The organism is Brevibacterium sp. LE-L, assembly GCF_050214925.1.
Lineage (GTDB): Bacteria > Actinomycetota > Actinomycetes > Actinomycetales > Brevibacteriaceae > Brevibacterium.
Genome location: NZ_CP189759.1, coordinates 2,016,649 through 2,043,576, shown reverse-complemented (window position 1 = coordinate 2,043,576; position 26,928 = coordinate 2,016,649). Strand labels below are relative to the sequence as shown.

Here is a 26,928-nt window from a genome sequence, read left to right as displayed (position 1 = left end):
CTCAGCCGGCGTCATCCTCGGCGGCGTCGACGGAGGCGATGATCTTCTGCATCACCGCGTGAAGATCACGCACTCCGTCGACGTCCATGCCGAGCTTGTCCATCATCTTTCCGGGAATGGTCTGTGCCGTCTCCCGCAGTCGCAGCCCTGTGGGTGTGAGTGTGACCTCGACGATCCGCTCGTCATGTTCGCTGCGCATCTTCGCCACATAGTCAAGCGCCTCGAGCCTCTTGACCAGGGGCGAAACGGTGGCCGGTTCGAGACGCAGCAGTCCGGCGATCTCACGCATCGTGAGCTTCTCGTGCTGCCACAGCGCAAGCATGACGAGGTACTGCGGGTGCGTGAGGTGGATCGGTTCGAGCACTGACCGGTACGCGCCGATCACTCCGCGTGAAGCCACGGCCAGAGCGAAGCAGATCTGGCTCTCCAATGCCAGGGGATTGTCCATTCGTCCCTGAGCGTCATCGGACTCGAACATCGTCTCTCCTTCGGCCGTCCGTTCGACCGTCCGCGCGGCCTTCAATTAGTGCACTAATGATTAGGGTACACTGGATGCACAGTCGAAATTGTTCAGCAGCCCGCCGCAGCGGTGACTCGTCGATAGGATTCTCTTATGCCGTCCGCCTCGCAGGCTTCTCCCGACGATTCCGACAGACACCCGCGCAGTCACCGCACATCGCAGCGCGGAGTCGGCTGGCTCAACAACTTCTTCCGCAAGATCGTCGGTCCCGCACAGGTCGACAACACGCGCCCCGGTGGGTATTTCGAGGATGAGACCCTGCGCCACAAGCAGCTCGAGGACATGGGCCTGGAGATGCGCACCGACGCCAGCGGACATTCCTACGTAGTGAAGAAGAAGACCGCCGACTGACCCGGCAGCCGTTGACCGCTGCGAACGTGCAAGGGCCGCCGCATCTGCGGCGGCCCTTGAGCGTGTCACCTCCGGCCGAGGTCGGTGACTCCCCCGGTTCGGTCGGAAGTCGGCTGGACCCACTCCCGACCGCGAGCGGTCACCGCCAGTCGGAGATGATGTCGACGAGCTCCCGACGCGGTCCCGTGTAGAACGGGATCTCTTCGCGCACGTGCAGCCGAGCTTCGGTATTGCGCAGATCGCGCATGAGGTCGACGATGCGGTGCAGCTCGGGGGCTTCGAAGGCGAGCAGCCACTCGTAGTCGCCGAGGGCGAAGGACGCGATCGTGTTCGCCTTGACGTCCTTGTAAGAGGCGGCGGCCATGCCGTGGTCGCGCAGCATCTTCGACCGTTCGGCGGGATCGAGAACGTACCAGTCGTAGGACCTCACGAACGGGTAGACGCAGATGTAGTCGCCGGGGACCTCGTCGACGAGCAGCGCCGGCAGGTGGCCCTTGTTGAACTCGGCCGGACGGTGGATGCCCACGACCGACCAGATCGGTTCGAGGACTCCGCCGAGCAGACTGCGACGGATCACCGAGTAGGCGGCTTGGACGAGTTCGATGGTGGGCGCGTGGTACCAGAACATGACATCGGCGTCGGCGCGCAGGGCGGAGACGTCGTAGATGCCGCGGACGACGAGACCCTGCTCCTTCAGCGGCTCGAGTCCGGTCAGCAGCTCCTCGGCGAGTTCGCCGCGGTCGGCGTCACCGAGCTCACCGGCCGAAGCGTAGACGGAATAGGCGATGTACCTCGTCTCGCTGTTCGCTTCTTCGATCTGGGCATCGGTCGGCTGAGTGTGGTCGCTCATTCCTGCTCCTTCTGTGATCTGTTCGTTCTGTATCGGTGGGTCAGTGTCAGTCGGTGAAGTTCAGTGGCGCGGATCCGTCGGTCACGGCCCGTCGGCCTGCCGGGTCCGCTGGCGCTGTGCGACCGCCTCGGCGCGGGCGATGCAGGCGGGGATCCCCACTCCTGCGAATGCCGATCCGGCCAGGTCGAGGCCGTCCAGCTCGGCGATCTGCTCATCGAGGCCGGCGATGCGCGCGGCATGGCCGGGCAGGTACTGGGGCAGCGCGGAGTTCCACCGCTGGGCTTCGGCGGCGAGGACCCGTGCACTCGAACGAGAGGTGATCGACTGCCAATCGGCGAAGGCCCGGTCGATGAGTTCCTCATCCGACGCCGTGGACCAGACCTCGGGTCCGTCGCCGAAGCGTCCGATGCTCATTCGCACCAGCGCGGTGCCGCGTGGGATGTGTGCGGCCGTCCACGGCCATTTGTTCGACACGAACGTCGAGGCCTTGATGAAGGTGTCCTCGGTCGCCGGCACGAGGAATCCCGACCCTTCCAGCTCGGTTCCGTCGAGGTCGACCAAGGCCGCCACGAGCGCTGTCGAAGCGTAGGGAATGCTCGCGAGAGTCGCTGAAGCGTCGGGAGCCGTTTCGGTGAGGAGCCCGGCGCTGATGTGGGCCGGTGTGGCCAGGACCAAGCCGTCGGATTCCACCTCGAAACCGTCGCCGGAGACCGTCCACGTGCCGGCCCCACGATGGATTCGCGTGACCCCGGCACCGAGGCTCACCGTCCCACCGTTGGTCTCGAACGCTTCGCGCAGGGCGGGGATGAGGCGGTTGATGCCGCCTTCGAAGCTCATGAACACCGGTTCATGCTCAGTCCCGGACCTCGCGTTCGCCTCGCGGGCGGCGAGGAGTTCGGCGACGAGGTCGAGCACCGAGGTGCCCTCGACCGCGGCGGGCAGGAGCGCGGGCACCGTTTCGGCCAGAGACAGATCCCGGCAGCGGCCGGCGTAGACCCCGCCGAGGAGCGGATCGACGAGCGAGTCGACGACGGCATCGCCGAGGCGCGCGGACAGGAAGTCTCCCAACGAGACATCGTCGGTGTCGATCGCGCCAGTGAGCGTTTCGGCCGCCAAACGGTCGGCCGCCTCGGCGCCGATGAGGGATTCGACTTCTGCGGCGTCGGCGGGCACCCCCATGATGGTGCGCTTCGGAATCGCATGCAGCTGCCCGCGGTTGAGCACCTGGGAGCTGTGGCGGGTGGAGGGGAAGACCGTGTCGAGGCCGAGTTCGCGGGCCAGGCCTTTGGTCTCGGGTCTGCGGTTGAGGCTCGCTTCGGCACCGGAGTCGATGCCGATGGGCACAGCACCGCCGAGGGTGGTCGGCCTGAGGCACCCGCCGAGGCGATCGGCCGCCTCGAGCAGCGTGACTTCGTGGTCGGCGGAGAGGCGGTAGGCGGTGACGAGCCCGGAGACGCCTCCCCCGACGACGGTGATGTGCTTCATCGGATCAGCTGCGGCGACCGAGGATCTCTGCCGAGACTCGGTGCACGAGGTCGACGATGCGACCGGGCACCTCGGGGTCGGTGTCCGGCAGCACTCCGTGGCCGAGGTTGAAGACGAATCCGCCGTCGAGTTCCAGCCCCTTCTTCACGATGGCCTCGACTCGCGGAGCCAGTGCTTCCCACGGGGCGAAGAGGAGTGCGGGGTCGAGGTTGCCCTGCAGCGCCCGTCCGGACGGGACTCGGGTGGCGGCATCGGCGAGGTCGACGCGGAAGTCGACGCCGACGGCCGTCGATCCGGCCCGCGACATCGAACTCAGCAGCTCGCCGGTCTGGACGCCGAAGTGGATGCTGGGAACCTCGTGAGCCGCCAGTGCTGAGAACACCGAGGTGGAGTGCTCGAGGACGTGGTCTTCGTAGTCTGCACGGCTGAGATAGCCGGCCCAGGAGTCGAAGAGCTGGAAGGCCTTCGCACCCGCCTGCAGCTGGACGTCGATGAAAGTGGTGGAGATGCGGGCGAGCTTCGCCAGCAGTGCGGAGAAGGATTCGGGGTCGGAGGCCATGAGCGACTTCGTCTTCTCATGGTTCTTGCTCGGGCCGCCTTCGATGAGGTAGCTGGCGAGCGTGAAGGGGGCTCCGGCGAAGCCGATGAGCGGGGTCGCCTCGCCGAGTTCGGCAGTCACCCGCTGGATCGATTCGGTGATGTCGGGAATGTCGGCGACATCGAGTTCGGGCAGGGCGTCGATGTCGGCGCGGCTGCGCACCGGGTGCGCGATGACCGGTCCGACGCCGGGGACGATTTCGACGTCGACGCCTGCGGCCTGCAGGGGAACGACGATATCGGAGAAGAAGATGGCCGCATCGACACCGTGGCGGCGCACGGGCTGGAGGGTGATCTCGGAGACGAGTTCGGGGTCGCGGCAGGCATCGAGCATCTTCGTGCCTTCGCGCAGCTTCCGATACTCGGGCAGAGAGCGGCCGGCCTGCCGCATGAACCAGACGGGAGTGTGCGGCACCGGCTCCGAACGCAGGGCGGCCAACAGGGGTGATGTCATGACCCCATCTTCCCATTCTTCGCCAGACGATGACCAACTGCGCTCCGGTTTCAAGACACCGCGTCTTAACCGTCGTCGCGGTTCGCGCGAGCCGAATCTCCGGGGGTCGCCTCGGCGTGGGCGATTCCCCCGCCCGGTGTGCTGATCTATCGTGTCAAGTGTGGTCAACACCTCACCTCTCAATCGCATTCCGGCGGAGTTCTCGGCCGTGACTTCGGTGCTGCGTCAGGCACGCAGCACGAACAATGTGTCGATCTCCGAGATTCCGGCGCCGGCACGTCTGGCGCCTTACTCCTATGCGCTCGGTGCCGAAGTCAGCGCCGACGAGACCTTCCTGCGGGCCAGCGGCGAGACCATCGACGAACTCGCCACCGGCCGCATCGTCGTCCTCTTCGACCCGGCCGCACCCGAGGAATGGGAGGGCCGCTTCCGCGTGGTCTCCTATATTCGGGCAGAGCTCGAACACGAACTCGGCAATGAGACGATGCTCGGTCACGTGGCGTGGAGTTGGCTCGAGGACGCCCTGGAAGCCAACGACTGCCAGGTGCTCGCCGCCGGCGGGACGACGACCCGGGTGCTGTCGGAGAGCTTCGGCACCTTGGCCGATCGTCCGGCCACGATAGACTTGGAGCTGCGCGCTTCGTGGACACCCGTGATTGACGAGCCGGATCTGATCGGCAATCACTTCGAAGCCTGGATCGATCTGCTCAGCACAGTCGCCGGACTGCCACCACTTCCTGAAGGAGTCACTGCCCTGCCCGGGCGCCGTCGATGACATCTGAACTACCGCTTTTGGAAACACCCGCGAATGGCGTCCCCGACGTTGTCGACACCCCGGACGGACTCTCCTCCTCGGTCGCCAGCCTGGCTGCCGCCGATGGGCCGATCGCCATCGATGCCGAACGGGCCTCGGGCATCAGATATGGGCAGCGAGCGTTCCTCATCCAGCTGCGTCGCGAGGGTGCAGGCACGTTCCTCCTCGATTCCGAGACCCTCGGAGACCTCAGCGATCTCAATCCCGCGTTCGGCTCCGACGAGTGGGTCATCCATTCGGTGACTCAGGATCTTCCCTGCCTGCAGGAGCGCGGCATGCGCCCGGCGGCGCTGTTCGACACCGAGCTGGCCGCACGGCTCCTCGGCTGGGAGAAATTCGGTCTGGCGGCGGTCGCCGAACGCACTCTGGGTGTGCGTCTGGCCAAAGAGCATTCGGCCGCCGACTGGTCCACCCGGCCCCTGCCGAAGGCGTGGCTGAACTATGCCGCCCTCGACGTCGAAGTGCTCCTGCCGATCCGTGACATCCTCCATCAGTCGCTGCTCGAGGTCGATCGCTGGGAGTACGCACGCCAGGAGTTCACGCACCTGCTCGACTTCGAACCGAAGCATTTCGACGAACCGTGGCGGCGCACGCACGGCCTGTCGAAACTGCGTTCACGCCGCGATATCGCCCGGGTCCGCGAACTCTGGCGGGCGCGCGACGCCATGGCCTTCGAGTCCGATATCGCCCCGAGCAAGGTGCTGCGCGACCGTGACCTCGTCGCTCTCGCCCAATCCGGAGTGAAGTCCAGCGATGACATCATGACGAAGTGGCGCCGACTCTCCCGTGCCGAGGCGGCCCGCCTCTTCCGCGCCTACCGCAAGGCCTCCCGCCTCACCGCCGAAGAGCTCCCGCCGAAGCAGGAGGGCGGACGGCAGCGACGCAGCCCGTTCAGCCATACCGATCTCAAGGACCGTATCGCGGCACTGAAGGCGGCGATGGCCGAACTGTCGAAGCAGCTGACGATCCCCCACGATGTGCTGCTCCAGCCGGCCCTGGTGAAGTCCCTGGCCGCTCAGCCCGTCGTCGATGTCGCAGACTTCCTCGCCGAGGCGGGCGCGCGCCCCTGGCAGATCGAGCTGAGCACTCCGGTGCTCTCGACGACCCTGGCCGGCCTCCCCCGACCCTGAGGGCGACCTCGTCTGCTCCCCTGGAAGCAACTGCGATCGCTTCCCTGAGGACGACTGCGACCGCTGCCCTCCGATCGACCGTGTCCGCTGCCTGAGTGGAATCGTCACACCGCGCGGCGGGAACTCTGATCGGCACGGTCGGCTACCTCGGCGGGCAGGGCGCCGACGATGTCGGAGACGATCGTGTCAGCGTCGAGTCCCACGTGTGCGAGGATCTCTTCGCGCGTTCCCTGCGGCAGGAATTCGTCGGGCACCCCGAGTTCGAGGACCCCGATCCGCGAGTCCGCCTCGCGCAGGTCGGATCTGATCTGCGAACCGATGCCGCCGATCTTCACCCCGTCTTCGATCACAACGACGAGGCTGTGCTGTGCCGCGAGGTCGATGACGGAATCGGGCACGGGCAGCACCCAACGGGGGTCGACGATCGTGGCGGTGATGCCTCGATCGGCCAGCTTCTCGGCGACGTCCTCAGCCAGCAGGGCGAAGGGACCGACGGAGACGATGAGCACATCCGGTTCGGAACCGGCGGGCCTGTCACGGAGGACATCGACGCCATCGCCGAGCCGCCTCAGCGCGGGGATGTCGGCTCCGACGCCGCCGCGCGGGAAGCGCAGGACCGTCGGCCCGTCGGTGACGGCGACCGCTTCGCTCAGCTCTTCGACCAGTCGAGCGGCGTCCCGAGGTGCGGCGAGTCGGAGGCCGGGAACGATGCGCAGCATGGCGATGTCCCAGATGCCGTGGTGACTGGCCCCGTCGGGACCGGTGATGCCGGCGCGGTCGAGGACGAAGGTGACGCCCTGGCGGTGGAGGGCGACGTCCATGAGCATCTGGTCGAAGGCACGGGTGAGGAATGTCGAGTAGATGCATACGACCGGGTGGAGCCCGCCGTAGGACAGGCCCGCCGCCGAGGCGACCGCATGCTGTTCGGCGATGCCGACGTCGAAGACCCTGTCAGGGAATTCCTCGGCGAATTTCGCCAGTCCCACCGGGGTGAGCATGGCCGCGGTGACGGCGACGATATCGTCACGCTCCTCGGCGAGTTCGCAGATCTGGGTGCCGAACACCGAGGTCCACGACGTCGACTTCGACGGTGTCGCCTTGCCCGTGACCGGGTCGATGATGCCGACGGAGTGGAATTGGTCCGTGTCGTCGTTGACCGCCGGGTCGTAGCCGTGCCCCTTCTGCGTGATCATGTGGACGATGACGGGGCCGCCGTCGTACTGTTTGGCCAGCTGCAGGGCCTTTTCGACCGAGGACAGATCGTGGCCGTCGACAGGGCCCAGATACTTGATGCCGAGTTCGTCGAACATTCCCGTCTGCGGCGGGCTGACCATGTCTTTGAGTCCGCGTTTGACACCGTGGATCGCACTGTAGGCCGCGCGGCCGGGCGCACCGGACTGACGCAGCGTCTCTTTGCCCCAGCTCAGCAGCTTCTCGTAGCCGGAGGTCGTGCGCAGCTCGTCGAGGTGGGCGGCGAATCCGCCGACGGTCGGGGCGTAGGAGCGGCCGTTGTCGTTGACGATGATGACCAGCCGCCTCGGCGGGGTCGACGTGTCGGCGGCGATCGTGTTGAGCGCTTCCCAGGCCATGCCTCCGGTCAGCGCCCCGTCGCCGATGACGGCGACGACGTGGCGGTCCCTCTCACCGGTGAGTTGACGGGCTTTTGCGATGCCGTCGGCCCAGGACAGGGAGGCCGAGGCGTGGGAGTTTTCGACGACGTCGTGGTCGCTCTCTGCCCGGCTCGGGTAGCCGGAGAGTCCCTCACGCTGGCGCAGGGTGGAGAATTCCTCGCAGCGGCCGGTGAGCAGTTTGTGCACATAGGTCTGGTGGCCGACGTCGAAGATGATGGTGTCCCGTGGGGAGTCGAAGACTCGGTGGATGCCCATGGTGAGTTCGACGACGCCGAGGTTGGGGCCCAGATGTCCGCCGGTGCCGGCCACCGTGGTCACGAGGTAGTCGCGGATCTCTTTGGTCAGCACCTCGCACTCGCCGGCGTCGAGCCGGGCCAGATCGCTCGGCGAGTGGATCGTTTCGAGGAAGGTCATCTCACTTCTCACATCATCGTTGACGGGCGGACTCCAATCGCCACATTCTATCGCGCACCTCCCGGAGCGCCCCACCCCACTGCGGATACTTCCTCGCGCCGCGTCCATCTCCTCCCACTGGCCATGCATCATGCACCGCCGCCCGCCCCCGCTCTCCCCGCCGACGGCAGGGCATCCCTCACCCTCAGCGGGACACCGCCCCGGTGCACCACGATGTTGAGACGCTGACGGTGAGGGATGCTCCGCCCACCGTTGCCCGTCGCCCAGGGACGACGAAGGCCGGTGGGAAGAATCCCACCGGCCTTCGTTCACTGCAGGCTGCCCTGTACGTGGCGGTCGCAGCGAGTCACTGACTCACTGAGACCGAGCGCCCGGGCGCATCTCCTGCGATCAGGCGGTTGCCAGCTGACGCAGAACGTACTGCAGGATGCCGCCGTTGCGGTAGTAGTCGGCTTCACCCGGGGTGTCGATGCGCACCACGGCGTCGAATTCGACCTTCGTGCCGTCTTCCTTCTCGGCGGTGACCTTCACGGTCTCGGGGGTCTTGCCCTCGTTGAGTTCCGTGATGCCTTCGATGGAGAAGGTCTCGGTGCCGTCGAGGCCGAGCGACTCGGTCGATTCGCCGGCGGGGTACTGCAGCGGCAGCACACCCATGCCGATGAGGTTCGAGCGGTGGATGCGCTCGAAGCTCTCGGTGATGACCGCTTCGACTCCGAGCAGCTTCGTGCCCTTGGCGGCCCAGTCACGCGAGGATCCCGATCCGTATTCCTTGCCGCCGAGGACGACGAGCGGAGTGCCGGCGGCCTCGTAGTTGACGGAAGCGTCGTAGATCGTCGTCTGCGGTCCGCCCTCCTGCGTGAAGTCGCGGGTGAAGCCACCCTGGACTCCGTCGAGGAGCTGGTTCTGCAGGCGGATGTTCGCGAACGTTCCGCGGATCATGACTTCGTGGTTGCCGCGGCGCGAGCCGTAGGAGTTGAAGTCCTTGCGCTCGACACCGTTCTCGACGAGGTACTTGCCGGCCGGGGTATCGGCCTTGAAGGAACCTGCGGGCGAGATGTGGTCGGTGGTCACCGAGTCGCCGAGCTTCGCGAGCACGCGCGCACCCTTGATGTCCTCGACGGCCTCGGGCTCGAGTCCCATGCCGTCGAAGAAGGTGGGCTTGCGCACGTAGGTCGACTTGTCGTCCCACTCGAAGATCTTGCCCTCAGGGGTGTCGAGCTGCTGCCAGCGCTCGTCACCGTCGAAGATCCGGCCGTATTCGTTGTCGAACATATCGGTCGAGATCGACGAGGCGATGACCGACTCGACCTCCTCCGGCGCGGGCCAGAGGTCCTTGAGGTAGACGTCGACGCCTTCGGAGTCCTTGCCCAGCGGCTGGTTCTCGAAGTCGAAGTCCATCGTCCCGGCCAGCGCGTAGGCGATGACCAGCGGAGGCGAGGCGAGGTAGTTCATCTTCACGTCGGGGCTGATGCGGCCCTCGAAGTTGCGGTTACCCGACAGGACAGCGGTGACCGAGAGGTCGTTGTCCTGAATGGTGTCGGAGATCTCCTGGTCCAGCGGACCCGAGTTGCCGATGCAGGTGGTGCAGCCGTAGCCGACGATGTAGAAGTTCAGAGCCTCGAGATCCTCGATGAGCCCGGCCTTCTCGTAGTAGTTGGTCACGACCTTCGAACCCGGAGCGATCGAGGTCTTGACCCACGGCTTGGAGTTGAGTCCGCGCTTGCGGGCGTTGCGGGCCAGCAGGCCGGCGGCCATCATCACCGAGGGGTTCGAGGTGTTCGTGCACGAGGTGATCGAAGCGATCGCCACAGCGCCGTTGGCCAGCTCGAACTGGTCTCCGTCACCGGTGGTGACGTCGACGGACTTCGACTCCTCGCCGGGTGCGGCGTAGTTGTGGATGTCCTTGGCGAACTGGTTCTTGGCATCGGAGAGTTCGATGCGGTCCTGCGGGCGCTTCGGTCCGGAGATCGAGGGCACCACGGTGGACAGATCGAGTTCGATGTACTCGGAGTACTCGACTTCGTTCTCCGGGTCGTGCCACAGCCCCTGGGTCTTGGCGTAGTCCTCGACGAGCTGGATCTGCTCGTCCGAGCGGCCGGTGAGCTTGAGGTAGTCGATGGTGACCTCGTCGATCGGGAAGATCGCGGCGGTCGAACCGAACTCGGGGCTCATGTTGCCGATCGTCGCACGGTTGGCCAGCGGCACCTCGGCCACACCCTTGCCGTAGAACTCGACGAACTTGCCGACGGCACCGTGCTGACGGAGCATGTCGGTGATCGTGAGCACGACGTCGGTCGCGGTCACACCGGAGGGGATCTCACCGGTGAGCTTGAAGCCGACGACGCGCGGGATGAGCATCGACACGGGCTGGCCGAGCATTGCTGCCTCGGCCTCGATGCCGCCGACGCCCCAACCGAGCACACCGAGGCCGTTGACCATGGTGGTGTGCGAGTCGGTGCCGACCAGGGTGTCCGGGTAGGCCCGGAGGACTCCGTCGACCTCGCGCGGCATGACCACGCGAGCCAGGTGCTCGATGTTGACCTGGTGGACGATGCCCATGCCCGGAGGCACGACCTTGAAGTCTTCGAATGCGGTCTGGCCCCAGCGCAGGAACTGGTAGCGCTCACCGTTGCGCTGGTATTCGATGTCCATGTTCAGTTCGACGGCGTCGGCGGTGCCGAAGCGGTCGATCTGCACCGAGTGGTCGATGACCAGCTCGGCCGGAGCCAGCGGGTTGACCTGATCCGGCTTGCCGCCGAGCTCGACGACCTTCTCACGCATGGTGGCGAGGTCGACGATGCAGGGCACACCGGTGAAGTCCTGCATCACCACGCGGGCCGGGGTGAACTGGATCTCGGTGTCCGGCTCGGCATTGGGGTCCCAGCTGCCGAGCGCCTCGATGTGCTCCGAGGTGATGTTTGCGCCGTCTTCCGTGCGCAGAAGGTTCTCCAGCAGCACTTTGAGGCTGAAGGGAAGCTTTTCCGATCCCTTGACCTTGTCGAGGCGATAGATCTCATAATCCTTATCGCCCACGGTCAGGGTGCTCTTCGATTTGAACGTATCGACGTTGCTCATCGTGATTCTCCTGTTTCATCCGATACTCATCCAAGAAACCGGACCGTTCCGAGTCTGCGGGCAGGCCCTTGCGCCGCGCACCGATTTACGCGACACATATGTTTCCAAAAGTATCTTGACGTCAAGATAAATTCTATCTCATTCGAGGGGCTTTGACCACTGTGGCACACGGAGGTTCGAACCCTCCGGTCGGGTTTTCCCCTCACTCATCTGCGGTCATCACCAGGGACGCCGCCGTGGCGCGGTGCCTAATGTGAGAACCGCGTCGAGGACATCGTCGCATACTCGCATCAGCACCGAGGAGACCCCCATGGACCCGTTCACGCTCGGCGCCGGATTCGGCTTCGGCGCACTGCTCGTCGGCATCATCTTCGCCGTGATCTGCAATTCCTTCGCCAGGGAGAAGGGCCGATCCGCCGGCTGGTGGGGACTGTGGGGATTCCTCACGACGTTCATCGCCCTCATCGTCCTCGTGCTCCTCCCCCGCCGGACCCCGGCCGGATGATCCCTCGCCGAGGCGGCTCCACCACTGACCGCGGCCCTCATCGAGGCGGCGCTGCCGGGGACGTCGACCTCACCTCCGGAGGACGGTGACCGTCTCCAGGTGTGAGGTGAGCGGGAAGAGATCGAAGCCGGTGAGGCTCTCGATCGCGAATCCCCCGCCGGTCAGCTGCGCGAGGTCGCGGGCCAGCGTCGCCGGGTCGCAGGAGACATAGACCAGAGTCCGCGCCGAGGATCCGATGAGCGCCGAGGTCACCGCCTTCCCTGCCCCTGCCCGCGGCGGGTCGAGGATGATGACATCGGATTCGGGCAGGCGGGCCCGATCGACGTCGAGGGTGAGGAACCGGGCGTCGAGATCGGCGGCGTTCGCACGTGCGTGCTCGATCGCCGGTCCGACCCCTTCGACTCCGAACAGCGGTGCTCCCGTCGCCCGTGCCGCGGAGATGCCGAGCAGACCGACTCCGCAGTAGAGGTCGGTGAGCGACTTCACTCGGTCGGGCAGCGCGGCGCTGACTTCCGCGCTGAGCAGTTCGGCCGCATCCCGGTGCACCTGCCAGAACCCGTCGGCGGCGACGGTGAAGTCCCGTCCCGCGACCGTCTCGGTGAGGTTCCGGCGGCCGCGGACGATGGTGAGCTCGGCGGGAGGACGCCTGCGGCCGCGTCCGCGCCCCCTGCGCTTGCCGTGATCGGGCCCGGCCGCCTCGGCGAGCAGAGAGAAGGAAGCGGGCAGCCACGCGTCGATCTCGGCGAGGACCTCAGCGGTGGGGCGCCCGCGGACGATGAGTGCTCCATGGTCTCCGGACCAAGCGAATTCGAGCCTGCGTGCCCCCGGTGCACGCAGCGCTGCGATGTCGAGGTCGTGGAGCGCTCCGGCGGCCAACGGCGGAGTGTTCACGGGAATGACATCGTGTGAACGGGACGCGAGCATTCCCGGCCGGCCCTCGGCGTCGACGGCCAGTTGGACGCGGGTGCGCCAGTCGGTGCCGTCGGTCTCGTGCGGTGCCGGCCGGACCTCGACCTGCCGATCGATGTGGCCGATGCGCGCCAGCTGGTCGGTGAGCACTTCGGCTTTGAGGGTCCGCGAATGGGCGATGTCGACATGTGCGTATTCCATGCCGCCGAAGCCGGTCGCTGCTTCGTCGGCGGCACCGGCCGGACCGCCGGCCTGTCCGTCGAACCGGTAGGCGGCACGACGGTCAGCGACACGGTGGGGTGAGGCTTCGAGCACCTCGGTGACTTCGGCGCGGAGGAATCTCGCGGCCGGTCCCGCGGCGGTGCGTGCCCGGACCCTCTCACCGGGCAGGGCACCCGAGACGAACACGACCTGTCCGTCGTGGCGGGCGATGGAGGTGCCTCCGGCTGCCGGGGACTCGATGTCGAGGGTGAGATCCTGGGCGGGAACCGATGTGTCGCTCATGAGTGTTCTATGCCTGCCTGTACAGAGAGGGGTCGGGGCCGTCTCCGCCGTATTGGCGGGAGAACGACCTCAGCCGCCACGGCACGGAGACCACGACGACGTTGGGGACGAGGAGCAGGCGGGTGCGCAGCTTGAGCGCGACCTGGTTGTGCAGGATGTGCTCCCACCAGCGGCCGACGACGAACTGCGGGATGTAGACGATGACGAGATCTCGCGGAGACCGCCTGCGGATGGCGAGGATGTGCGCAAGCATCGGACGGACGAGTTCGCGGTACGGCGAGCCGAGGACCGTCAGCGGCACCGGCAGCTCCATCGCGTTCCACCGCTTCTGCAGATCGGCTGCGGCATCCTCATCGACGGCCACGGTGACGGCCTCGAGCTGGCTCGACCGTGTGACTCGGGCATAGGAGAGGGCGCGCATGGTGGGTTTGTCGATCTCGCTGACGACGACGATGGCGTGTGTGTTCGACGGGATGGTCCGCGAATTCACATCGGCGTCCGGGGCGAGCTCCCGGGCCACGCGGGAGTAGTGGCGGTGGATGGCACCCATGATGAGGTAGAGACCGGCCATCGCGAACACGGCCAACCAGGCACCGGCGAGGAACTTCGAGACGATGACGACGAAGAGGACTCCGGCGGCCAGCACGCACCCGACTCCGTTGACGGCCCGGTTGAAGTGCATCCGCATCCGGGTCTTCGAGTCGATGACCAAGCGCAGCCGCTTTCGCCAGTGCAGGACCATGCCCGCCTGTCCGAGGACGAAGCTGGCGAAGACCCCGACGAGGTAGAGCTGAATGAGCATCGTCGCCGAGGCGCTCGTGGCGATGACGAGGACGATCGCGGCCCCCGCGAGCAGGAGGATGCCGTTGGAGAAGGTGAGCCGGTCACCCTTCGTCGCCAGCTGTCGGGGCAGGAATTCGTCGCGCGCCAATCGGGAGGCCAGTCCCGGGAAGCCTTCGACGGCGGTGTTCGCGGCGGCGATGAGCACGAGGGCGGTGATGAGCACGACGATGTAGAACATCACGGGTGCGTTATCGAAGATCGCATGTGCAAGCTGAGCGAGCACGGGTTCCTGCTCGTATTCGGCACTGATCGGGCTGCCGTCGCCGCGGACGAGGTAGAGGTGCGGGTCGTCGACGTATTTGATGCCGGTGGCCGAGGCCAGGTAGGTCAGCCCGGTGAGCATGAGGGCGGCGAGCAGGCCGGACAGCAGCAGGGTGTTGCCGGCGTTCTTGCCGCGCGGCTTCTTGAACGCCGGCACCGCGTTGGCTACGGTCTGGACACCGGCCAGGGCAACGGCTCCCGAGGAGAAGGCGCGGAGCACGATGAGGACCGTGGCCAGTCCGAGGGTCGCCTGGTCGCCGACGCTGCCGTGGACGACCGTGTAGTCGGCGGTCTGGGCGTGCGGGGTGTCGCCGAAGCCGACCCTGATGAGGCCCACGCACATGGTGAGGAACACGGCGCCGAGGAACAGGTAGGTCGGCACGGCCAGGAGCATCGGCGTCGCCCGGGATCCACGCAGGCCCGCGAGGCAGATGAGCAGGATGCCGACGATCGCCACCGGCACCCGATAGGGCGCGAGCGGCGGGAAGGCCGTCGTGATGTACGCGGCGAACACCGTCATCGATACGGCCAGGGTGAGCACATAGTCGACGAGCAGGGCCGCGGCGACGACGAGCCCGGCACCGGAGCCGAGGTTCTTCGAGGCCACCTCGTAGTCGCCTCCGCCGGAGGGGTAGGCCCTGACATTGATGCGATAGCAGGCGACGATCACGAGGATGACGATGCCCACGGCCACGCCGATCCACGGGGCCACCGTCAGGGCCACGAGTGAGGTCAGCGACAGTGCCAACAGGATCTCATCGGGAGCGTAGGCCACCGATGAGAGCATGTCGGAGGCGAAGACGGGCATTGCGATGCGCTTCTTCAGCGCCGGCGCACGCCTGTCCTCACTGCGGAAGGGCCGTCCAACGAGTAGTCTTTTGACGGCATCAGAAAAACTGCTGGCCACGGCAACCAATGGTAGATCACTGCGGAGAGGAAAACCGATGCACTTCGTGATTATGGGCTGCGGCCGGGTCGGGGCCTCCCTGGCCAAAGCCCTTGATGCGAATGGACACTCCGTCGCGGTCGTCGATCGGAACCCGGACGCGTTCCTCAAACTCGGTCGCGATTTCAGCGGTTCGACGATCACCGGCATCGGCTTCGACCGAGAGACCCTGTCCCAGGCGAAGACTGCCGAGGCCTTCGCCTTCGCTGCGGTCTCGAGCGGGGACAATTCGAACATCCTCGCCGCGCGTGTCGCCCGCGAGACCTTCGCGGTGACGAATGTCGCGGCCCGCATCTACGACCCGGCTCGTGCGCAGGTCTTCGAACGCCTCGGCATCCCGACCGTGCCGACGGTGCGGTGGACGGCTGAGCAGGTGATGCGCAAGCTCGTCCCGCAGGGTTCGATCACCGAATACCGTGAGCCTTCGGGCAATCTCGTCCTCGCCGAGGTGCATCTCGATCCCGGTTGGGTGGCCCGCCCGATCAAAGAGATCGAATCACGGACGAAGGCACGGGTCGCCTACGTCACCCGCTTGTCCGAGGGCATCGTCGCTCACGAAGATCTGCTCATCCAGGACGGGGATCTCGTCCATCTCATGTGTCCGGTCGACCGCCTCGGCGAGATCGAGCGGATCCTCGATCAGCCCGTGGCAACCGTGGAGGAAGAACAATGAGGGTCGTCATCGCCGGAGCCGGTTCCGTCGGTCGTTCGGTCGCCAGGGAGCTCATCGACAAGGATCATTCCGTTCTGCTCATCGATCAGAACAAGGACGCTCTCGGGCTGGAGCGGATCCCCGGAGCCGAATGGCTGCTCTCCGACGCGTGTGAGCTCGCCGGCCTGGCCGAGGCGGGGCTCGAGGAAGCCGATGTCGTCGTGGCCGCGACCGGAGACGACAAGACAAACCTCGTGCTCTCGCTGTTGGCGAAGACCGAGTTCGGGGTGCCCCGGACGGTGTCGCGGGTGAATAATCCGAAGAACGAATGGCTCTTCGACGACAACTGGGGCGTCGATGTGGCGGTGTCGACTCCGCGACTGATGACCGCTCTCGTCGAGGAGGCGGTGGAGGTCGGCGGACTCGTCCACCTCATGAGCTTCGAACGCGGCCAGGCGGGTCTGCTCGAGTTCACGGTGCATGAGAACGCCGCGCTCGTGGCCGAACGCATCGGCGGGATCACGTTCCCGCTGGATACGGTGTTGGTGGCGATCATCCGCAATTCGCGAGCGTTCGCTCCGAGTGCCGATGACGTCATCGAGGCCGGGGACGAACTGTTCTTCCTCTCCTCCCCCGATCAGGAAGGCGCGCTGCTCGAGCTGCTGCGGGCGACGGCGGCGTCGACCGAGGACTGAGACAATCGGCTGGGAACTGAGCTGGCCGTCCGAGTTGTGGCCGGCCCAGTCGTCCGGTCCGTCTCGAGGCTGGGTCAGTCGTCCGAGTCGTCGCGTGTCTGCAGCAGTTCGTAGACGGGGTTGTGCGCGGTCAGCACACCGTCTTTGCCGCAGAATCGGCCCTCGAGGACGACCAGTGCGCCGGGTCGGATGCCGCTGATCTCCCGACGTCCGAGGAACTGGGCGCGGGCTTCACCGGTGCCGTCGGCCACGGTGATGTCGAGACGGGGGCTGTCGCCGCTGCACGACTGGGTGGTGGCTGAGACGACTCCGGCGATGCGCGAGGTCTTCCGAGCCTCCAAGTCTTCGACCGGGACGGCTCCGGGGATCTGGCTGACGAAGCGCAGATCGGCGCGGGCTTCGGCATCGCGGGAGCCGAAGTCACGCACGAGGCGGCTGATGAGATCCAGCATCCCGGTTCAGCGGACCTCTGTGATCTCGGGACCGCGCTCGAACGGGTTGAGCTCGTCCTCGTCCTTCTCCTCCTCGTCGTCGTTTCCGACCTGCGGCGCGGTGAGGGCGATGAGTTCTCTGGGAGCCATGGCTTCTTCACCGCGGTCGACGACGACTCCGCGCAGGAGAGCGGAGAGTTCGGCGCGGATCTCATCATCGGTCACGGCCTTGCCGGAGAACACGGCGCGGATGAACCAGCGCGGTCCGTCGACGCCGGCGAAGCGCATGGCGCGTTTGCCGGGGCGACCCGATTCCGTCTTCGCGGGGACCTCGATCGCCAGTTCCTTCCCGAGCGAGGTATGCAGCTCGGTCGATTCTCCGCCCTGACCGGTCACGGACTCGGCGAGCTGCTGGCGCACGGTGTTCCACAGTCCTTCGGAGCGTGGCGTCGCGAACGCCTGGAGCTGGATTCCTCCACCGTCGTGGATGAGAGTGACGGCGAGGACGCGCTGCGAATCATCGTCGGTGTCCAGTCGCACCTGCATGCCGTCGACGACGGGCACCTTGAGGGCGCCGAGGTCGAGGCGATCGTGCTCCGGGTAGTCCTCGGAGATGTCGAACGGTCCCTTCTCGGACCGGTCGAAGGGTGCGGACTTCTCCAGCAGCGCCTCTTCTTCGTCGAGGTCTTCCTCCGGCTCTCCGTCCTCGGTTTCGAGGTCGGTCGCCTCGGTGTCTTCGGCGGTGAGTTCCTCTTCTTCTTCGTCGTCGACGGCTTCTTCTGCGCGGACATCGTCATCGGTCGTCGGTGTGGTCTTCTTGAACCGGGAGAACAGTCCCATGAGTCCTCACTTCTCCTTTTCGCTGAGGCCGGCGTCGATACCGCCGGTGGAGCCGAATCCGCCGGCTCCGCGGTCACTGGCGTCAAGGGTGTCGACGATCTCGAAGTCAGCCTGTGCCACTGCTTGGATCACGAGTTGGGCGATGCGGTCACCCCGGGCGATGCGCAGCGGGGTCTTCGCGTCGAGGTTGATGAGCGGCACCTTGATCTCGCCGCGGTATCCGGAATCGATGGTTCCGGGCGCATTGACGATGGTGACCCCATGCTTGCTCGACAGTCCCGAGCGCGGGTGGACGAACGCCGCATAGCCTTCGGGCACGGCGATCGCTATTCCCGTCGGCACCACACGGCGTTCGAAGGGTTCGAGGACGAAGTCGACGGTCGAGCGCAGGTCGGCTCCGGCGTCGCCCGCGTGCGCGTAGGCGGGGGCGTTCATGCCCGCGTCGAGGAGCTGGAGGTTGATCTTCAGGGTTTCCGTCACAAAGATGCACTCTAACGCTCCAGCCTGAGCGCGGCCAAACTTTTCGCTGTGGGACAATGGGGACATGGCAACAACGCAATCCGGCACCCAGGTGATCTTCCAGGAGAAACTCCGTCCGTCGATCGGCATGTGGTTCTTCATCGTGGTGGCCGCGGCATCGACCGCGCTCATGGTCGCCCCCGTCTGGCCCGTGGGCACCATCATCCTGCCCATCATCAGCTTCGCCCTCTTGGCATGGTGGCTGACCTCCCTGACCGTGACGATCATCGTCACGGAGCAGCAGCTGTTCGTCGGCGAGGCCCATATCGACCGGAAGTTCGTTCCGAGTGCGCAGGCCTTCGACGGCGAGGCGGCCCGCCAGGCCCGCGGCGTCGACCTCGATGCGCGAGCATTCCTCAAGATCCGCCCCTGGGCGAAGGCGGTCGTGCGGATCGATCTCGATGACGATTCGGACCCCACTCCCTACTGGCTCGTGTCCACGCGCCGCGCCGACGATCTCGCTGCGGCCCTCAACGGCTGAACGGACTGCAGGCATCTCATCTGCCGCAGAGTCAGAAATACGCAACGCGCCCTTCATTGCGAAGGGCGCGTTGCGTATATCTGGAGAGAAGCGAATCAGCCTGCACAGTCCGTGCAGATCGGCACGCCGCCCTCTTCGGTCGCAAGCTGCGAACGATGGCGGACCAAGAAGCATTCCATGCAGGTGAACTCGTCGTTCTGTTTGGGGAGAACACGAACGGAGAGCTCTTCGTTCGACAGGTCCGCGCCCGGAAGTTCGAAGCCTTCGGCGACCGCGGTCTCGTCTTCATCGATCTTGCTTGCCTGCGCCTGTGAGCGCTGAGCCTTGAGCTGTTCGATCGAATCGCTCTTGATCTCATCGTCTTGCTTGCGAGGTGCGTCGTAGTCTGTTGCCATATGGCCTCATCGCTCTCTGTCCAGGGGGTGCCGAAGAGGATCATCGTATCCTCCGCGTGACGTGTCCCCAGCATTGTGCACTGTATGCTTGCCGTTGGCAAGATGGAATGCGTACCCTATACGGTGATTCTCATCACCAGTTTGTCGACACATGTCGATCACACATAGAGTTCTCGAGAAGCTCTGCAAGAATGCTTGTGATGGACAGCACCGACAGTCCGCTCTGCCGGTAGAACACCGGGTTCGTCCCCACCGGAGGCGACCCCAGGAAGGACGGATCCACAATGAGTGAATTCGCTGATCAGCTCGATACTCGAATCGATGATGTCCGTCATCGCATTCACGAGGCCCGGTCCGCCGGTGACGACTTCCTCGTCGAAAATCTCATCGACGACCTGCAGAACCTCATGGAACTCGCCGATCGCAACGACGTCGATACCGGACCTATCGCCGAGGTGATCCAGGCCGAGACGGGCGCTCTGCCCGTCATCCCGAGCCCGGAAGACGCCTGAGGATCTGAGAACGAAGAACCCTCCCCCACCGAATCGGTGAGGGAGGGTTCTTCATGTTCTGGAATCAGTTCGCGTGCGCCCAGTTCGGGACCGTGGCGCGTTCGATACGACCGCGACAGCACTCGATGCTGCACGCTCCGCTGCCGGGCACCAGCGCCACCGTTCCGGGCAGCGCGGGGGCTTCGACCTCTTCACCGCGCAGCTGTGCGACTCGCTCCATGACGAGGTCGACGAGACCGGACACGAACGCTTCATGAGTGCCGACGGTGGCGGCGCGGGTGAACGCGAACCCGAGTTCGTCCGCAGTCTCCTTCGCTTCGGTGTCGAGGTCGAATGCGACCTCCATATGGTCGGAGATGAAGCCGATGGGCACGAGCACGACACCGCTGACCCCCTCCTCGGCGAGTTCGGCCATCCGGTCGTTGACGTCTGGTTCGAGCCAGGGCACCTCCGGCGAGCCCGACCGGGAGCAGTAGACGAGTTCGGCGGGAATGCGCTCGGATTCGTCCATGCGACCCATGAGGTGGTCCATGAGCTCTTCGTGCTGGGCGAGGTAGCCGTTCGTCGTCGCCGCCGACGCATCCTGCATGACGTTCGGAATCGAGTGGGTGACGAAGAGAATACGGTGTTCGGCCGCGTCGAGCTCACCGACCTGCTTCTTGAAGTCCGTCAGGGCCTGCCTCAGGCAGGCGGCACAGGCGTCGGCATAGCCGGGATGGTTGTAGAACTGGCGGATCTTGTCGATCGAGACTGTGAGCCCCTCCCCGGCGAGCGTGTCGATCGTCTCCGCGAAGTCCTCACGGTACTGCCGGCATGAGGAGTACGAGGAGTAGGCGGAGGTGTCGATGGAGAGGAACGAGGAGGCACCGTTCTGGGCGAGGGCGCGCACCTCATCGGTGAGATAAGGATCCCAGTTGCGGTTGCCCCAGATCAGCGGGGTGTCGATTCCGCGGCGGTCGAGTTCGGCCCGCAGCGCGGCGAGCAGAGCCTTGTTCTGGTCGTTGATCGGGGACTTGCCTCCGAAGCCGAAGTAGTGCTCCCCCACCTCCTCGAGTCGCTCCTCCGGGATCCCGCGGCCGGCGGTGACGTTGCGGAGGAAGGGAACCACTTCTTCTGGGGCCTCGGGTCCTCCGAATGACATGAGGATCAGGGCATCGATGGGTGCAGTCTTATTCACGGTTTCGATTTTACAGGCTGTAGAGCGTCTCGGCCCGATGTCCGCAGAGTGAGCGCGCCCCACTCACGGAGCAGACGCCGCGCCGGCGCGGCCCGCCTCGCCGGCGGCAAGTGACGCTCCTGCGTGTCAGAATTCACAGTTTCACCCGCACGGATCCCGAACCGGCCCGTGATTTCGCGACTCGCGTGCAAATCTGCCCGGCGCGAGAGGCCGAACGTGACACGATTCAGATGAGACGCGACAAAGGAGCTTAAGGCAATGCGTGAACTGATCTTGAACGGAGTCGACGCAGATGGCACCCATCTGCTGTTGAACGACGAGAACGGGCTTCAGTACCGAGTCGTCCTCGACGAGGCTCTCACCGCCGCGGTGCGCAGGGAACGCACCCCATCCAAGTCCGATGCTCCCGTACGGCCCAAGGACATCCAGGCCATGATCCGCGGCGGCATGGACGCCGAAGAGGTCGCCGCCTCCACCGGCGCCGACATCGACTACGTGCGCACCTATGAGAGCCCGGCCATGGCCGAACGCGAACGTACCGCCTACCTGGCCAGTCGTCATCCGATCTACTCCGATCACGATCCCAACGGTGATCCGACCCCGCTCATCGAGCTGTGCCGGGAACGTCTGGCGATGCGCGACGTCAACATCGACACGATGGAATGGGACTCCTGGAAGCAGCAGGACGGCAACTGGTACGTCCAGCTCACCTTCACTGCCGCCGACCGCGTCCGCACCGCGAGCTGGCACTACTACCGCCGCTCGCTGACCCCGATCGACGACGAAGCCAAATGGCTCGCCGATTCCGGTCCGACCGACACCGGCCCGATCCCGAACTATGGGTCCGGAGCCGAACGGCAGGTCACCACCGAGGAGGTCGACGTCTTCCCGCAGTCGGGCGCGTCTGAGTCGATCGCCTCAGACGGACCCGTGCGGCCGACGGCCGGTTCGGCGCCGTCCCAGCAGGCCCGCGACCACCAGGCCGAGACCGGGCGGATCCTGGAGAACCTGCGCAAGCGTCGCCATCATGAGGCGGAGGAGGAGCCGCGCACTCGTCTGCGTGCGGTCACCGAGGATCCTGAGACGCACCCCCAGGGCGCTCACACTGCTCCCGGCCAGCCCGAGGCTGCCACCGATGATGAGGTCTTCGCTTTCGAAGATCCCGCACCGGCGGAAGACGACCCGCAGGAGCCGACCGAGAAGGTCGGCGTCTTCGACGACGAGAATCAGCTGTCCCTGCTCAATGAGCCCGGTGTCAGCGACCACTCCGATCAGCACAAGGATGCGTCTGCGGCCAAGGAAGCGAAGCCGAAGGCGAAGAAGAACTCCCGCGCGTCGATCCCGAGCTGGGACGAGATCATGTTCGGCTCGAAGCGGGACTGACTTCGGCCCTGCCGTCTTCCGGGGCGTTCCGGCCCAGATCGACGACCGTGTCCCCGACGTTGATGAGTCGACGGTCGTGAGTGACGATGACGACGGTGCGTTCCACGAGGCTCCTGCGCAGATCGTCGATGAGGTCCCTCGCGGTCTCATCGTCGAGGTGTGCCGTCGGTTCGTCGAGGACGATGACACCGGCTCCGGTGAGCAGGGTCCTCGCCACCGCAAGGCGCTGTCGCTGACCTCCGGAGACTTCCGTACCGTGATCGCCGACCCAGCGGTCGAGGCCGGCGGCATCAGCCCATTCGCCCAGCCCTGCGGCACGCAGAGCCTCGAACATCTCCGCGTCAGCGGGCAGGCTCGGCCGGGCCAGCGCCAGGTTGCCGCGCACGGTGGAGCGGAAGACGTGCGCTTCCTGCGGACACCAGGCTAACTGCCCGACCAGGTCTTCGGGTGAGCGCGTGAGCATATCGTGGCCCTCACCCTCGCTGTCGCGGGCGGTATAGGACCCGGACCAGGGGTCGAGGAATCGCAGCAGCACGCTCAGACTCGTCGTCTTCCCGGTGCCGCTGTCTCCGCACAGAACGGTCCAGCTGCCGCGTTCGGCCTGCAGATGAAATCCCTCGAGCACCGCCTGCTCATCCCACCCCACGGTGATTCCGTCGAGTTCGAGTGACTCGATTCCCGCCCGAGCGCTCACGGTCCGCGATGGCGCTGCCGATGATTCTGCGTCTGCGGTGTCGTCCTCGCGCTCCGGCTCTGAAGCCCGCGGCTGCCGGGCCCTCGTGCCGCGCTGTGCAGCCGGCAGCGCGTCGAGTGCCGCGGCCAGTCCCGGCAGCTGCCGGAATGCCTCGAGTGCGGAGGCGAACACGTCGTTGAGCCCGAGCGCCATGAGGGTCAGGACTGCGAGGATCTCCGTCGGAGTCTCCGACGTCACTGCCAGCACCAGAGCTGTGGCGAAGGTACTCAGCTGCAGCCATACCTGGGCCAGTCCGAAATTCCGTGCCGAGGCGGCCTGTTTCGCGGCCAGTCTCTTCTCCGAGGCGGCCAGCAGGCCGAGGACGCGGTCATCGGCCCCATTCGTATGCAGATCGTCTTTGGCGCTCAGCGCCCTGGTGAGCAGGGAGAGGATCCGGTTGTGGTCATCGCGGATGCCGCGTGCCAGTCTGCTCTCGGCACGGATGACGATGATCGGGACGATGATGAGATCGATCCCGGCGAGCAGCAGGATCCACGGCAGCGCGCCGAAGTCGAGCAGGGCTGCGGTGATGCTCACACCGATGACGACCATCGCGGACACGAGCGGCGGGAACAGGGTGCGTGGGACGAGGTCGCGCACATCGTCGGCGTCGGCGACCATGGCCCGCAGGGCGGAGTCCGAGGTGCGCAGTCTCCGGTCGCTCATGCCCACGGATTCGAAATGCTCCCACACGGTGGTGCGGAGTCGGGTGAGCGCGGCGAAGATCGCCGAGTGCAGCCGCAGGCGACTGACATAGAGGAGCACTGAACGGCTGAGGCCGAAGAACCGGACACCGACGATGGCGACCATGAGCAGCATGATCGGCGGCTGGTACGAGGCTTCGACGATGAGCCAGGCCGAGACCGCGGTCAGGGCGATGGCCGCCAGGCTCGAGGCACAGGCCGTGAGGGCGGCGAGCAGCATCGACGGAGTGAACAGCGGCAGGCTCGAGGAGAGGATCGACCATCGCCTCCGCAGCGCAGCCGGCCACGGTTCCGAGGCGGGCGGGATTTCCGAAGCAGACTCCTCGCCGAGTTCTGAGTCGGGCTCCGAACCGCGCTTCGAGACCGCCTCCCCTGCGGACTCCGGTCCCCGCGAGGACGAGGATTCACTGACGCCGTCGCCACCGGCGCAGACCGCCTGCGGCGAATCCTGGATGCTCGCGTCCGCTTCGGCGACCGTACCTCTGGCACCGGTGCGCACGTGCGCCTGCGCTTCGGCATCTGTTCTCTCTGCCGCCGGGGTCTTCTCCGGGCGGATCTCGGTCTCGGCCAGAGCGCGAACCCGCTCGTCATGGCTGGCCAGGACGACACGATGGGTGGCGGCCGCCTCGGCGATCATGGCGATGACGATTTCGGCATTGTCGGCGTCGAGGTGCGCGGTCGGTTCGTCGAGGACGAGGATATCGGCTCCCCCGCCGAGGCGGTGCAGCACCCGCACCAACGCGAGACGACGCTGCTGGCCGGGGCTGAGCGCGGCCGTCTGGGTGGACAGTTCCGTGGGCAGACCGGCGGCGGCCAAGGCGGCCCGTGCCTGTTCACGATCGAGTCCGAACAGGCCGAGTTCGGCACCGATGGTGGCGGAGAACATCCGCGGCGCCTGCGGCACATAGGCCGCAGACACAGGTGCGACGGTGGTCCGGGCCCCGGCGGGCAGGCTGCCGACCAGGGCGCTCAAGACGGTGGTCTTCCCCGCGCCCGAGCGTCCGCTGATCGTGGTCACTCCCGGGGCGGTGTCGATGGTGCCCGACCAGGAGACGAGTGTGCCGTCACCGTAGATGACGTGCTGGCTCGATGACTCGCCGATGGCCGACACCACCTCGCCGGGCACCGGTGCAGCGCCGGGCACCTGTCCCTCGTCACGCACCGGCGTCTCACTCGCCGCCTGTGCTTCGGCAAGCAGCCCCTGCGCCCGTCCGCGAGCTTCGCGCCCGTTCTCGCTGGCATGGAACCCGGAGCCGAGTTCACGCAGAGGGATGAAGCATTCGGGGGCGATGAGGAGGATGAAGAGCCCCGCACTGAGATCCATCGTCCCGTTGACCAGGCGCAGCCCGATGACCACGGCGACCAGCGCCACCGAGATCGTGGCGATGAGCTCGAGCGCCAGGCTCGAGAGGAAGGCGATGCGCAGCGTCGAGAGGTTCGCATCGTGGTAGCGCTGCCCGAGCTCGCGCAGACGGCGCGCATGATCACGGGACCGGCCGAGACCGATGAGGACGGGGAGCCCCTCGGCGAGTTCGGCCAGATGATCGGACAGACGTTCCAGAGCACCGAGCGTCTCACGCGTCGATTCGGCCGTGTACCGACCGATGAGCACCATGAACACGGGCACCAGCGGCAGGCACACGGCGATGATCACCGCCGAGAGCACATCGCTGAAGACGATCCGCACAAGCAGGACGACGGGGACCACGGCGGCGGCGCTGAGCGCGGGCACCACCGTGGTGAAGTAGTCGTCGAGGTCGTCGATGCCGCGGGTGACCGTGACCGCTGTCGTGGTCTTCGGCCGTCCGCGGCCGCGCAGCAGGGTGCCGAGGATCCCCGCGCGCAGATCGCGTTTCGATTCGGCGGCCAGGGAAGCGCCCAGTCGCCTGTCCAGCCACAGCCCGCCGCCGCGCAGCAGCGCACCGAGGATGCCGAGGACCACCCACAGTCCCGGTGCGCTGTGGCCGACGATGGCACGCACGAGCGCTTCGGCGACGAGCACGATCCCTGTTGCCCGCGAGAGCGCGGAGCACACCGAGAGCACGAGTCCCCGCCGACCGTTCGGCAGCTCGAGCAGGATCGACAGGGGTGAGCTCACGACCGGATCGCCACCGGCACCTTGTGTGCTTCGGGGATGTGGGTCTCAGCGATGCGACCGAGGAACATCCGGTAGCTGAAGATCTGATAGCCGATGATCACCGGGAGAATGACCACGGTGACGATGAGCATGACGGTCAGGGTGTAGTCCGAGGACGAGGCCGTGGCCACCGTCAGCGAATTCGCCGCATCGAGCGTCGACGGCAGCACATTCGGGTACGCTCCGGCGAAGACCGAGCCGAGTCCGGTCAGCAGGTAGATCCCGTGGAGGACGAAGGCGCGCTTCTCAGCACCGGCCCGCACCGCGAAGAACGCGGTGATGAGAGTGATGAGCCCGATGAGCACGGGGACGATGAGCCAGGTGCGGTGCGTGACGGACAGAGCGAACCAGATGACGAACGGGATCGCCGCAGGCAGCATGGCACGCGCGGCCCACCGCTGAGCCCGGGCCCGGATCTCTCCCTGCGTCTTGAGTCCGAGGAAGACGAGCCCGTGGACGAGGGTGAACCCGATCCCGCCGAGTCCGCCGAGCAGAGCCGGCCAGGACACCCAGGCGAAGGGACCGCCGACGATGTCACCGTGGCCGTTGAGCGGCAGCCCGGTCGTCGTCATTGCCAACATCGCACCGATGCAGAACGCGGTGACGGCCGAACCGACCGCCATCGCCCAGGTCCAGAACGACTTCCACGCCTGTGTGTGGCCCTTTCCGCGGTACTCGATCGACACGGCACGGAAGATGAGGCCGAGCAGGCACAGGGTGAGCGGAATGTAGAGGGCGGAGAACAGCGAGGCGTACCAATGCGGGAACGCGGCGAACATCGCGCCGGCCGCGGTGATCAGCCACACCTCGTTGCCGTCCCACACGGGACCGATCGAGTTGAGCAGCACGCGTCTGCCGCGTTCGCTGCGGGACAGGAACGGCATCATCATGCCGACGCCGAGGTCGAAGCCGTCGAGGAACATGTAGCCGATCCACAGGACGACGATGAGAACGAACCAGATCGTGGCGAGGATTTCCAT

At 66.2% G+C, this 26,928-nt stretch carries 24 protein-coding genes; 9 read left to right on the top strand and 15 right to left on the bottom strand.

Going from position 1 to position 26,928, the window contains the following annotated elements:
• Position 1 precedes the first annotated feature (1 nt).
• The gene (locus ACQE2J_RS09090) at positions 2 to 478 is read right to left on the bottom strand and encodes a MarR family winged helix-turn-helix transcriptional regulator (RefSeq protein WP_426937471.1); all 477 of its coding nucleotides are present in this window, start codon (positions 476 to 478) and stop codon (positions 2 to 4) included.
• A 135-nt stretch (positions 479 to 613) separates the two neighbouring features.
• On the opposite strand from ACQE2J_RS09090, the gene ACQE2J_RS09085 reads away from it, so the two are divergent.
• Positions 614 to 871 carry a hypothetical protein gene (locus tag ACQE2J_RS09085; RefSeq protein WP_426937470.1) on the top strand — a complete coding sequence of 86 codons (258 nt, stop codon included), beginning with the start codon at positions 614 to 616 and terminating at the stop codon, positions 869 to 871.
• 139 nt (positions 872 to 1,010) lie between these two features.
• Here the strand turns inward: ACQE2J_RS09085 and hemQ are convergent, their stop codons facing one another.
• The 3 genes from hemQ to hemE all read right to left on the bottom strand — a co-directional run bounded on the left by hemQ (position 1,011) and on the right by hemE (position 4,257).
• Entirely contained in the window at positions 1,011 to 1,721 is a 711-nt protein-coding gene (gene hemQ / locus ACQE2J_RS09080) for a hydrogen peroxide-dependent heme synthase (protein ID WP_135541226.1), read from the bottom strand.
• Positions 1,722 to 1,802: 81 nt separating this feature from the next.
• Positions 1,803 to 3,206 (bottom strand): protoporphyrinogen oxidase, encoded by a 1,404-nt coding sequence (hemG, locus tag ACQE2J_RS09075; RefSeq protein ID WP_426937469.1) that lies wholly within the window; start codon positions 3,204 to 3,206, stop codon positions 1,803 to 1,805.
• Between the two features lie 4 nt (positions 3,207 to 3,210).
• Complete coding sequence (gene hemE / locus ACQE2J_RS09070; RefSeq protein WP_426937468.1) at positions 3,211 to 4,257, bottom strand: uroporphyrinogen decarboxylase; 1,047 nt, start codon at positions 4,255 to 4,257, stop codon at positions 3,211 to 3,213.
• A 160-nt stretch (positions 4,258 to 4,417) separates the two neighbouring features.
• On the opposite strand from hemE, the gene ACQE2J_RS09065 reads away from it, so the two are divergent.
• Together ACQE2J_RS09065 and ACQE2J_RS09060 are read left to right on the top strand one after the other, a co-directional pair.
• Positions 4,418 to 5,032, top strand: a complete 615-nt coding sequence (locus ACQE2J_RS09065) for a DUF3000 domain-containing protein (RefSeq protein ID WP_135541232.1) — start codon at positions 4,418 to 4,420, stop codon at positions 5,030 to 5,032.
• Between the two features lie 17 nt (positions 5,033 to 5,049).
• The gene (locus ACQE2J_RS09060) at positions 5,050 to 6,201 is read left to right on the top strand and encodes a ribonuclease D (RefSeq protein ID WP_240689975.1); all 1,152 of its coding nucleotides are present in this window, start codon (positions 5,050 to 5,052) and stop codon (positions 6,199 to 6,201) included.
• Between the two features lie 104 nt (positions 6,202 to 6,305).
• On the opposite strand, the gene dxs is transcribed toward ACQE2J_RS09060, so the two are convergent.
• Complete coding sequence (dxs, locus tag ACQE2J_RS09055) at positions 6,306 to 8,246, bottom strand: 1-deoxy-D-xylulose-5-phosphate synthase (RefSeq protein ID WP_425119591.1); 1,941 nt, start codon at positions 8,244 to 8,246, stop codon at positions 6,306 to 6,308.
• A gap of 390 nt (positions 8,247 to 8,636) precedes the next feature.
• The gene (gene acnA, locus ACQE2J_RS09050) at positions 8,637 to 11,321 is read right to left on the bottom strand and encodes an aconitate hydratase AcnA (RefSeq protein ID WP_135541238.1); all 2,685 of its coding nucleotides are present in this window, start codon (positions 11,319 to 11,321) and stop codon (positions 8,637 to 8,639) included.
• A gap of 310 nt (positions 11,322 to 11,631) precedes the next feature.
• On the opposite strand from acnA, the gene ACQE2J_RS09045 reads away from it, so the two are divergent.
• Complete coding sequence (locus ACQE2J_RS09045; protein WP_135541240.1) at positions 11,632 to 11,826, top strand: hypothetical protein; 195 nt, start codon at positions 11,632 to 11,634, stop codon at positions 11,824 to 11,826.
• 69 nt (positions 11,827 to 11,895) lie between these two features.
• Here ACQE2J_RS09045 and ACQE2J_RS09040 read toward each other — a convergent pair whose 3' ends face one another.
• Positions 11,896 to 13,239, bottom strand: coding sequence for a class I SAM-dependent RNA methyltransferase (locus tag ACQE2J_RS09040; protein WP_135541242.1), 1,344 nt, complete (start codon positions 13,237 to 13,239; stop codon positions 11,896 to 11,898).
• Between the two features lie 7 nt (positions 13,240 to 13,246).
• Complete coding sequence (locus tag ACQE2J_RS09035; protein ID WP_425119592.1) at positions 13,247 to 15,151, bottom strand: APC family permease; 1,905 nt, start codon at positions 15,149 to 15,151, stop codon at positions 13,247 to 13,249.
• 136 nt (positions 15,152 to 15,287) lie between these two features.
• Between ACQE2J_RS09035 and ACQE2J_RS09030 the strand changes: the two genes are divergently transcribed.
• Together ACQE2J_RS09030 and ACQE2J_RS09025 are read left to right on the top strand one after the other, a co-directional pair.
• Positions 15,288 to 15,962, top strand: coding sequence for a potassium channel family protein (locus tag ACQE2J_RS09030; RefSeq protein ID WP_425119593.1), 675 nt, complete (start codon positions 15,288 to 15,290; stop codon positions 15,960 to 15,962).
• A complete protein-coding gene (locus tag ACQE2J_RS09025) occupies positions 15,959 to 16,636 on the top strand; it encodes a potassium channel family protein (protein WP_425119594.1) in 678 nt (225 codons plus the stop codon). Before ACQE2J_RS09030 ends, ACQE2J_RS09025 begins: the two co-directional genes overlap by 4 nt.
• Positions 16,637 to 16,710: 74 nt before the next feature.
• Here ACQE2J_RS09025 and ACQE2J_RS09020 read toward each other — a convergent pair whose 3' ends face one another.
• Genes ACQE2J_RS09020 through dut form a run of 3 tightly spaced genes read right to left on the bottom strand, consistent with a single transcriptional unit; the run spans position 16,711 to position 18,387 of the window.
• Complete coding sequence (locus ACQE2J_RS09020; protein WP_425119595.1) at positions 16,711 to 17,088, bottom strand: OB-fold nucleic acid binding domain-containing protein; 378 nt, start codon at positions 17,086 to 17,088, stop codon at positions 16,711 to 16,713.
• Positions 17,089 to 17,094: 6 nt separating this feature from the next.
• Complete coding sequence (locus tag ACQE2J_RS09015) at positions 17,095 to 17,907, bottom strand: DUF3710 domain-containing protein (RefSeq protein WP_425119596.1); 813 nt, start codon at positions 17,905 to 17,907, stop codon at positions 17,095 to 17,097.
• Positions 17,908 to 17,913: 6 nt separating this feature from the next.
• Positions 17,914 to 18,387, bottom strand: coding sequence for a dUTP diphosphatase (dut, locus tag ACQE2J_RS09010; RefSeq protein WP_425119597.1), 474 nt, complete (start codon positions 18,385 to 18,387; stop codon positions 17,914 to 17,916).
• Between the two features lie 64 nt (positions 18,388 to 18,451).
• Between dut and ACQE2J_RS09005 the strand changes: the two genes are divergently transcribed.
• Positions 18,452 to 18,907 (top strand): DUF3093 domain-containing protein, encoded by a 456-nt coding sequence (locus ACQE2J_RS09005; protein ID WP_135541256.1) that lies wholly within the window; start codon positions 18,452 to 18,454, stop codon positions 18,905 to 18,907.
• Positions 18,908 to 19,002: 95 nt separating this feature from the next.
• Here ACQE2J_RS09005 and ACQE2J_RS09000 read toward each other — a convergent pair whose 3' ends face one another.
• The gene (locus tag ACQE2J_RS09000) at positions 19,003 to 19,302 is read right to left on the bottom strand and encodes a DUF4193 domain-containing protein (protein ID WP_135541258.1); all 300 of its coding nucleotides are present in this window, start codon (positions 19,300 to 19,302) and stop codon (positions 19,003 to 19,005) included.
• 284 nt (positions 19,303 to 19,586) lie between these two features.
• Here ACQE2J_RS09000 and ACQE2J_RS08995 point away from each other — a divergent pair, with 284 nt between their 5' ends.
• On the top strand, positions 19,587 to 19,814 hold the full coding sequence (locus ACQE2J_RS08995) for a hypothetical protein (RefSeq protein WP_135541260.1): 228 nt from the start codon (positions 19,587 to 19,589) through the stop codon (positions 19,812 to 19,814).
• A 64-nt stretch (positions 19,815 to 19,878) separates the two neighbouring features.
• Here ACQE2J_RS08995 and ACQE2J_RS08990 read toward each other — a convergent pair whose 3' ends face one another.
• Positions 19,879 to 20,991, bottom strand: a complete 1,113-nt coding sequence (locus tag ACQE2J_RS08990; RefSeq protein WP_425119598.1) for a ferrochelatase — start codon at positions 20,989 to 20,991, stop codon at positions 19,879 to 19,881.
• A gap of 258 nt (positions 20,992 to 21,249) precedes the next feature.
• Between ACQE2J_RS08990 and sepH the strand changes: the two genes are divergently transcribed.
• Positions 21,250 to 22,374, top strand: coding sequence for a septation protein SepH (sepH, locus tag ACQE2J_RS08985; protein ID WP_425119599.1), 1,125 nt, complete (start codon positions 21,250 to 21,252; stop codon positions 22,372 to 22,374).
• Here sepH and cydC read toward each other — a convergent pair.
• Positions 22,349 to 25,909 (bottom strand): thiol reductant ABC exporter subunit CydC, encoded by a 3,561-nt coding sequence (gene cydC / locus ACQE2J_RS08980; RefSeq protein WP_426937467.1) that lies wholly within the window; start codon positions 25,907 to 25,909, stop codon positions 22,349 to 22,351. The genes sepH and cydC overlap by 26 nt on opposite strands.
• A complete protein-coding gene (gene cydB, locus ACQE2J_RS08975) occupies positions 25,906 to 26,928 on the bottom strand; it encodes a cytochrome d ubiquinol oxidase subunit II (RefSeq protein WP_135541268.1) in 1,023 nt (340 codons plus the stop codon). The genes cydC and cydB overlap by 4 nt, the downstream gene beginning before the upstream one ends.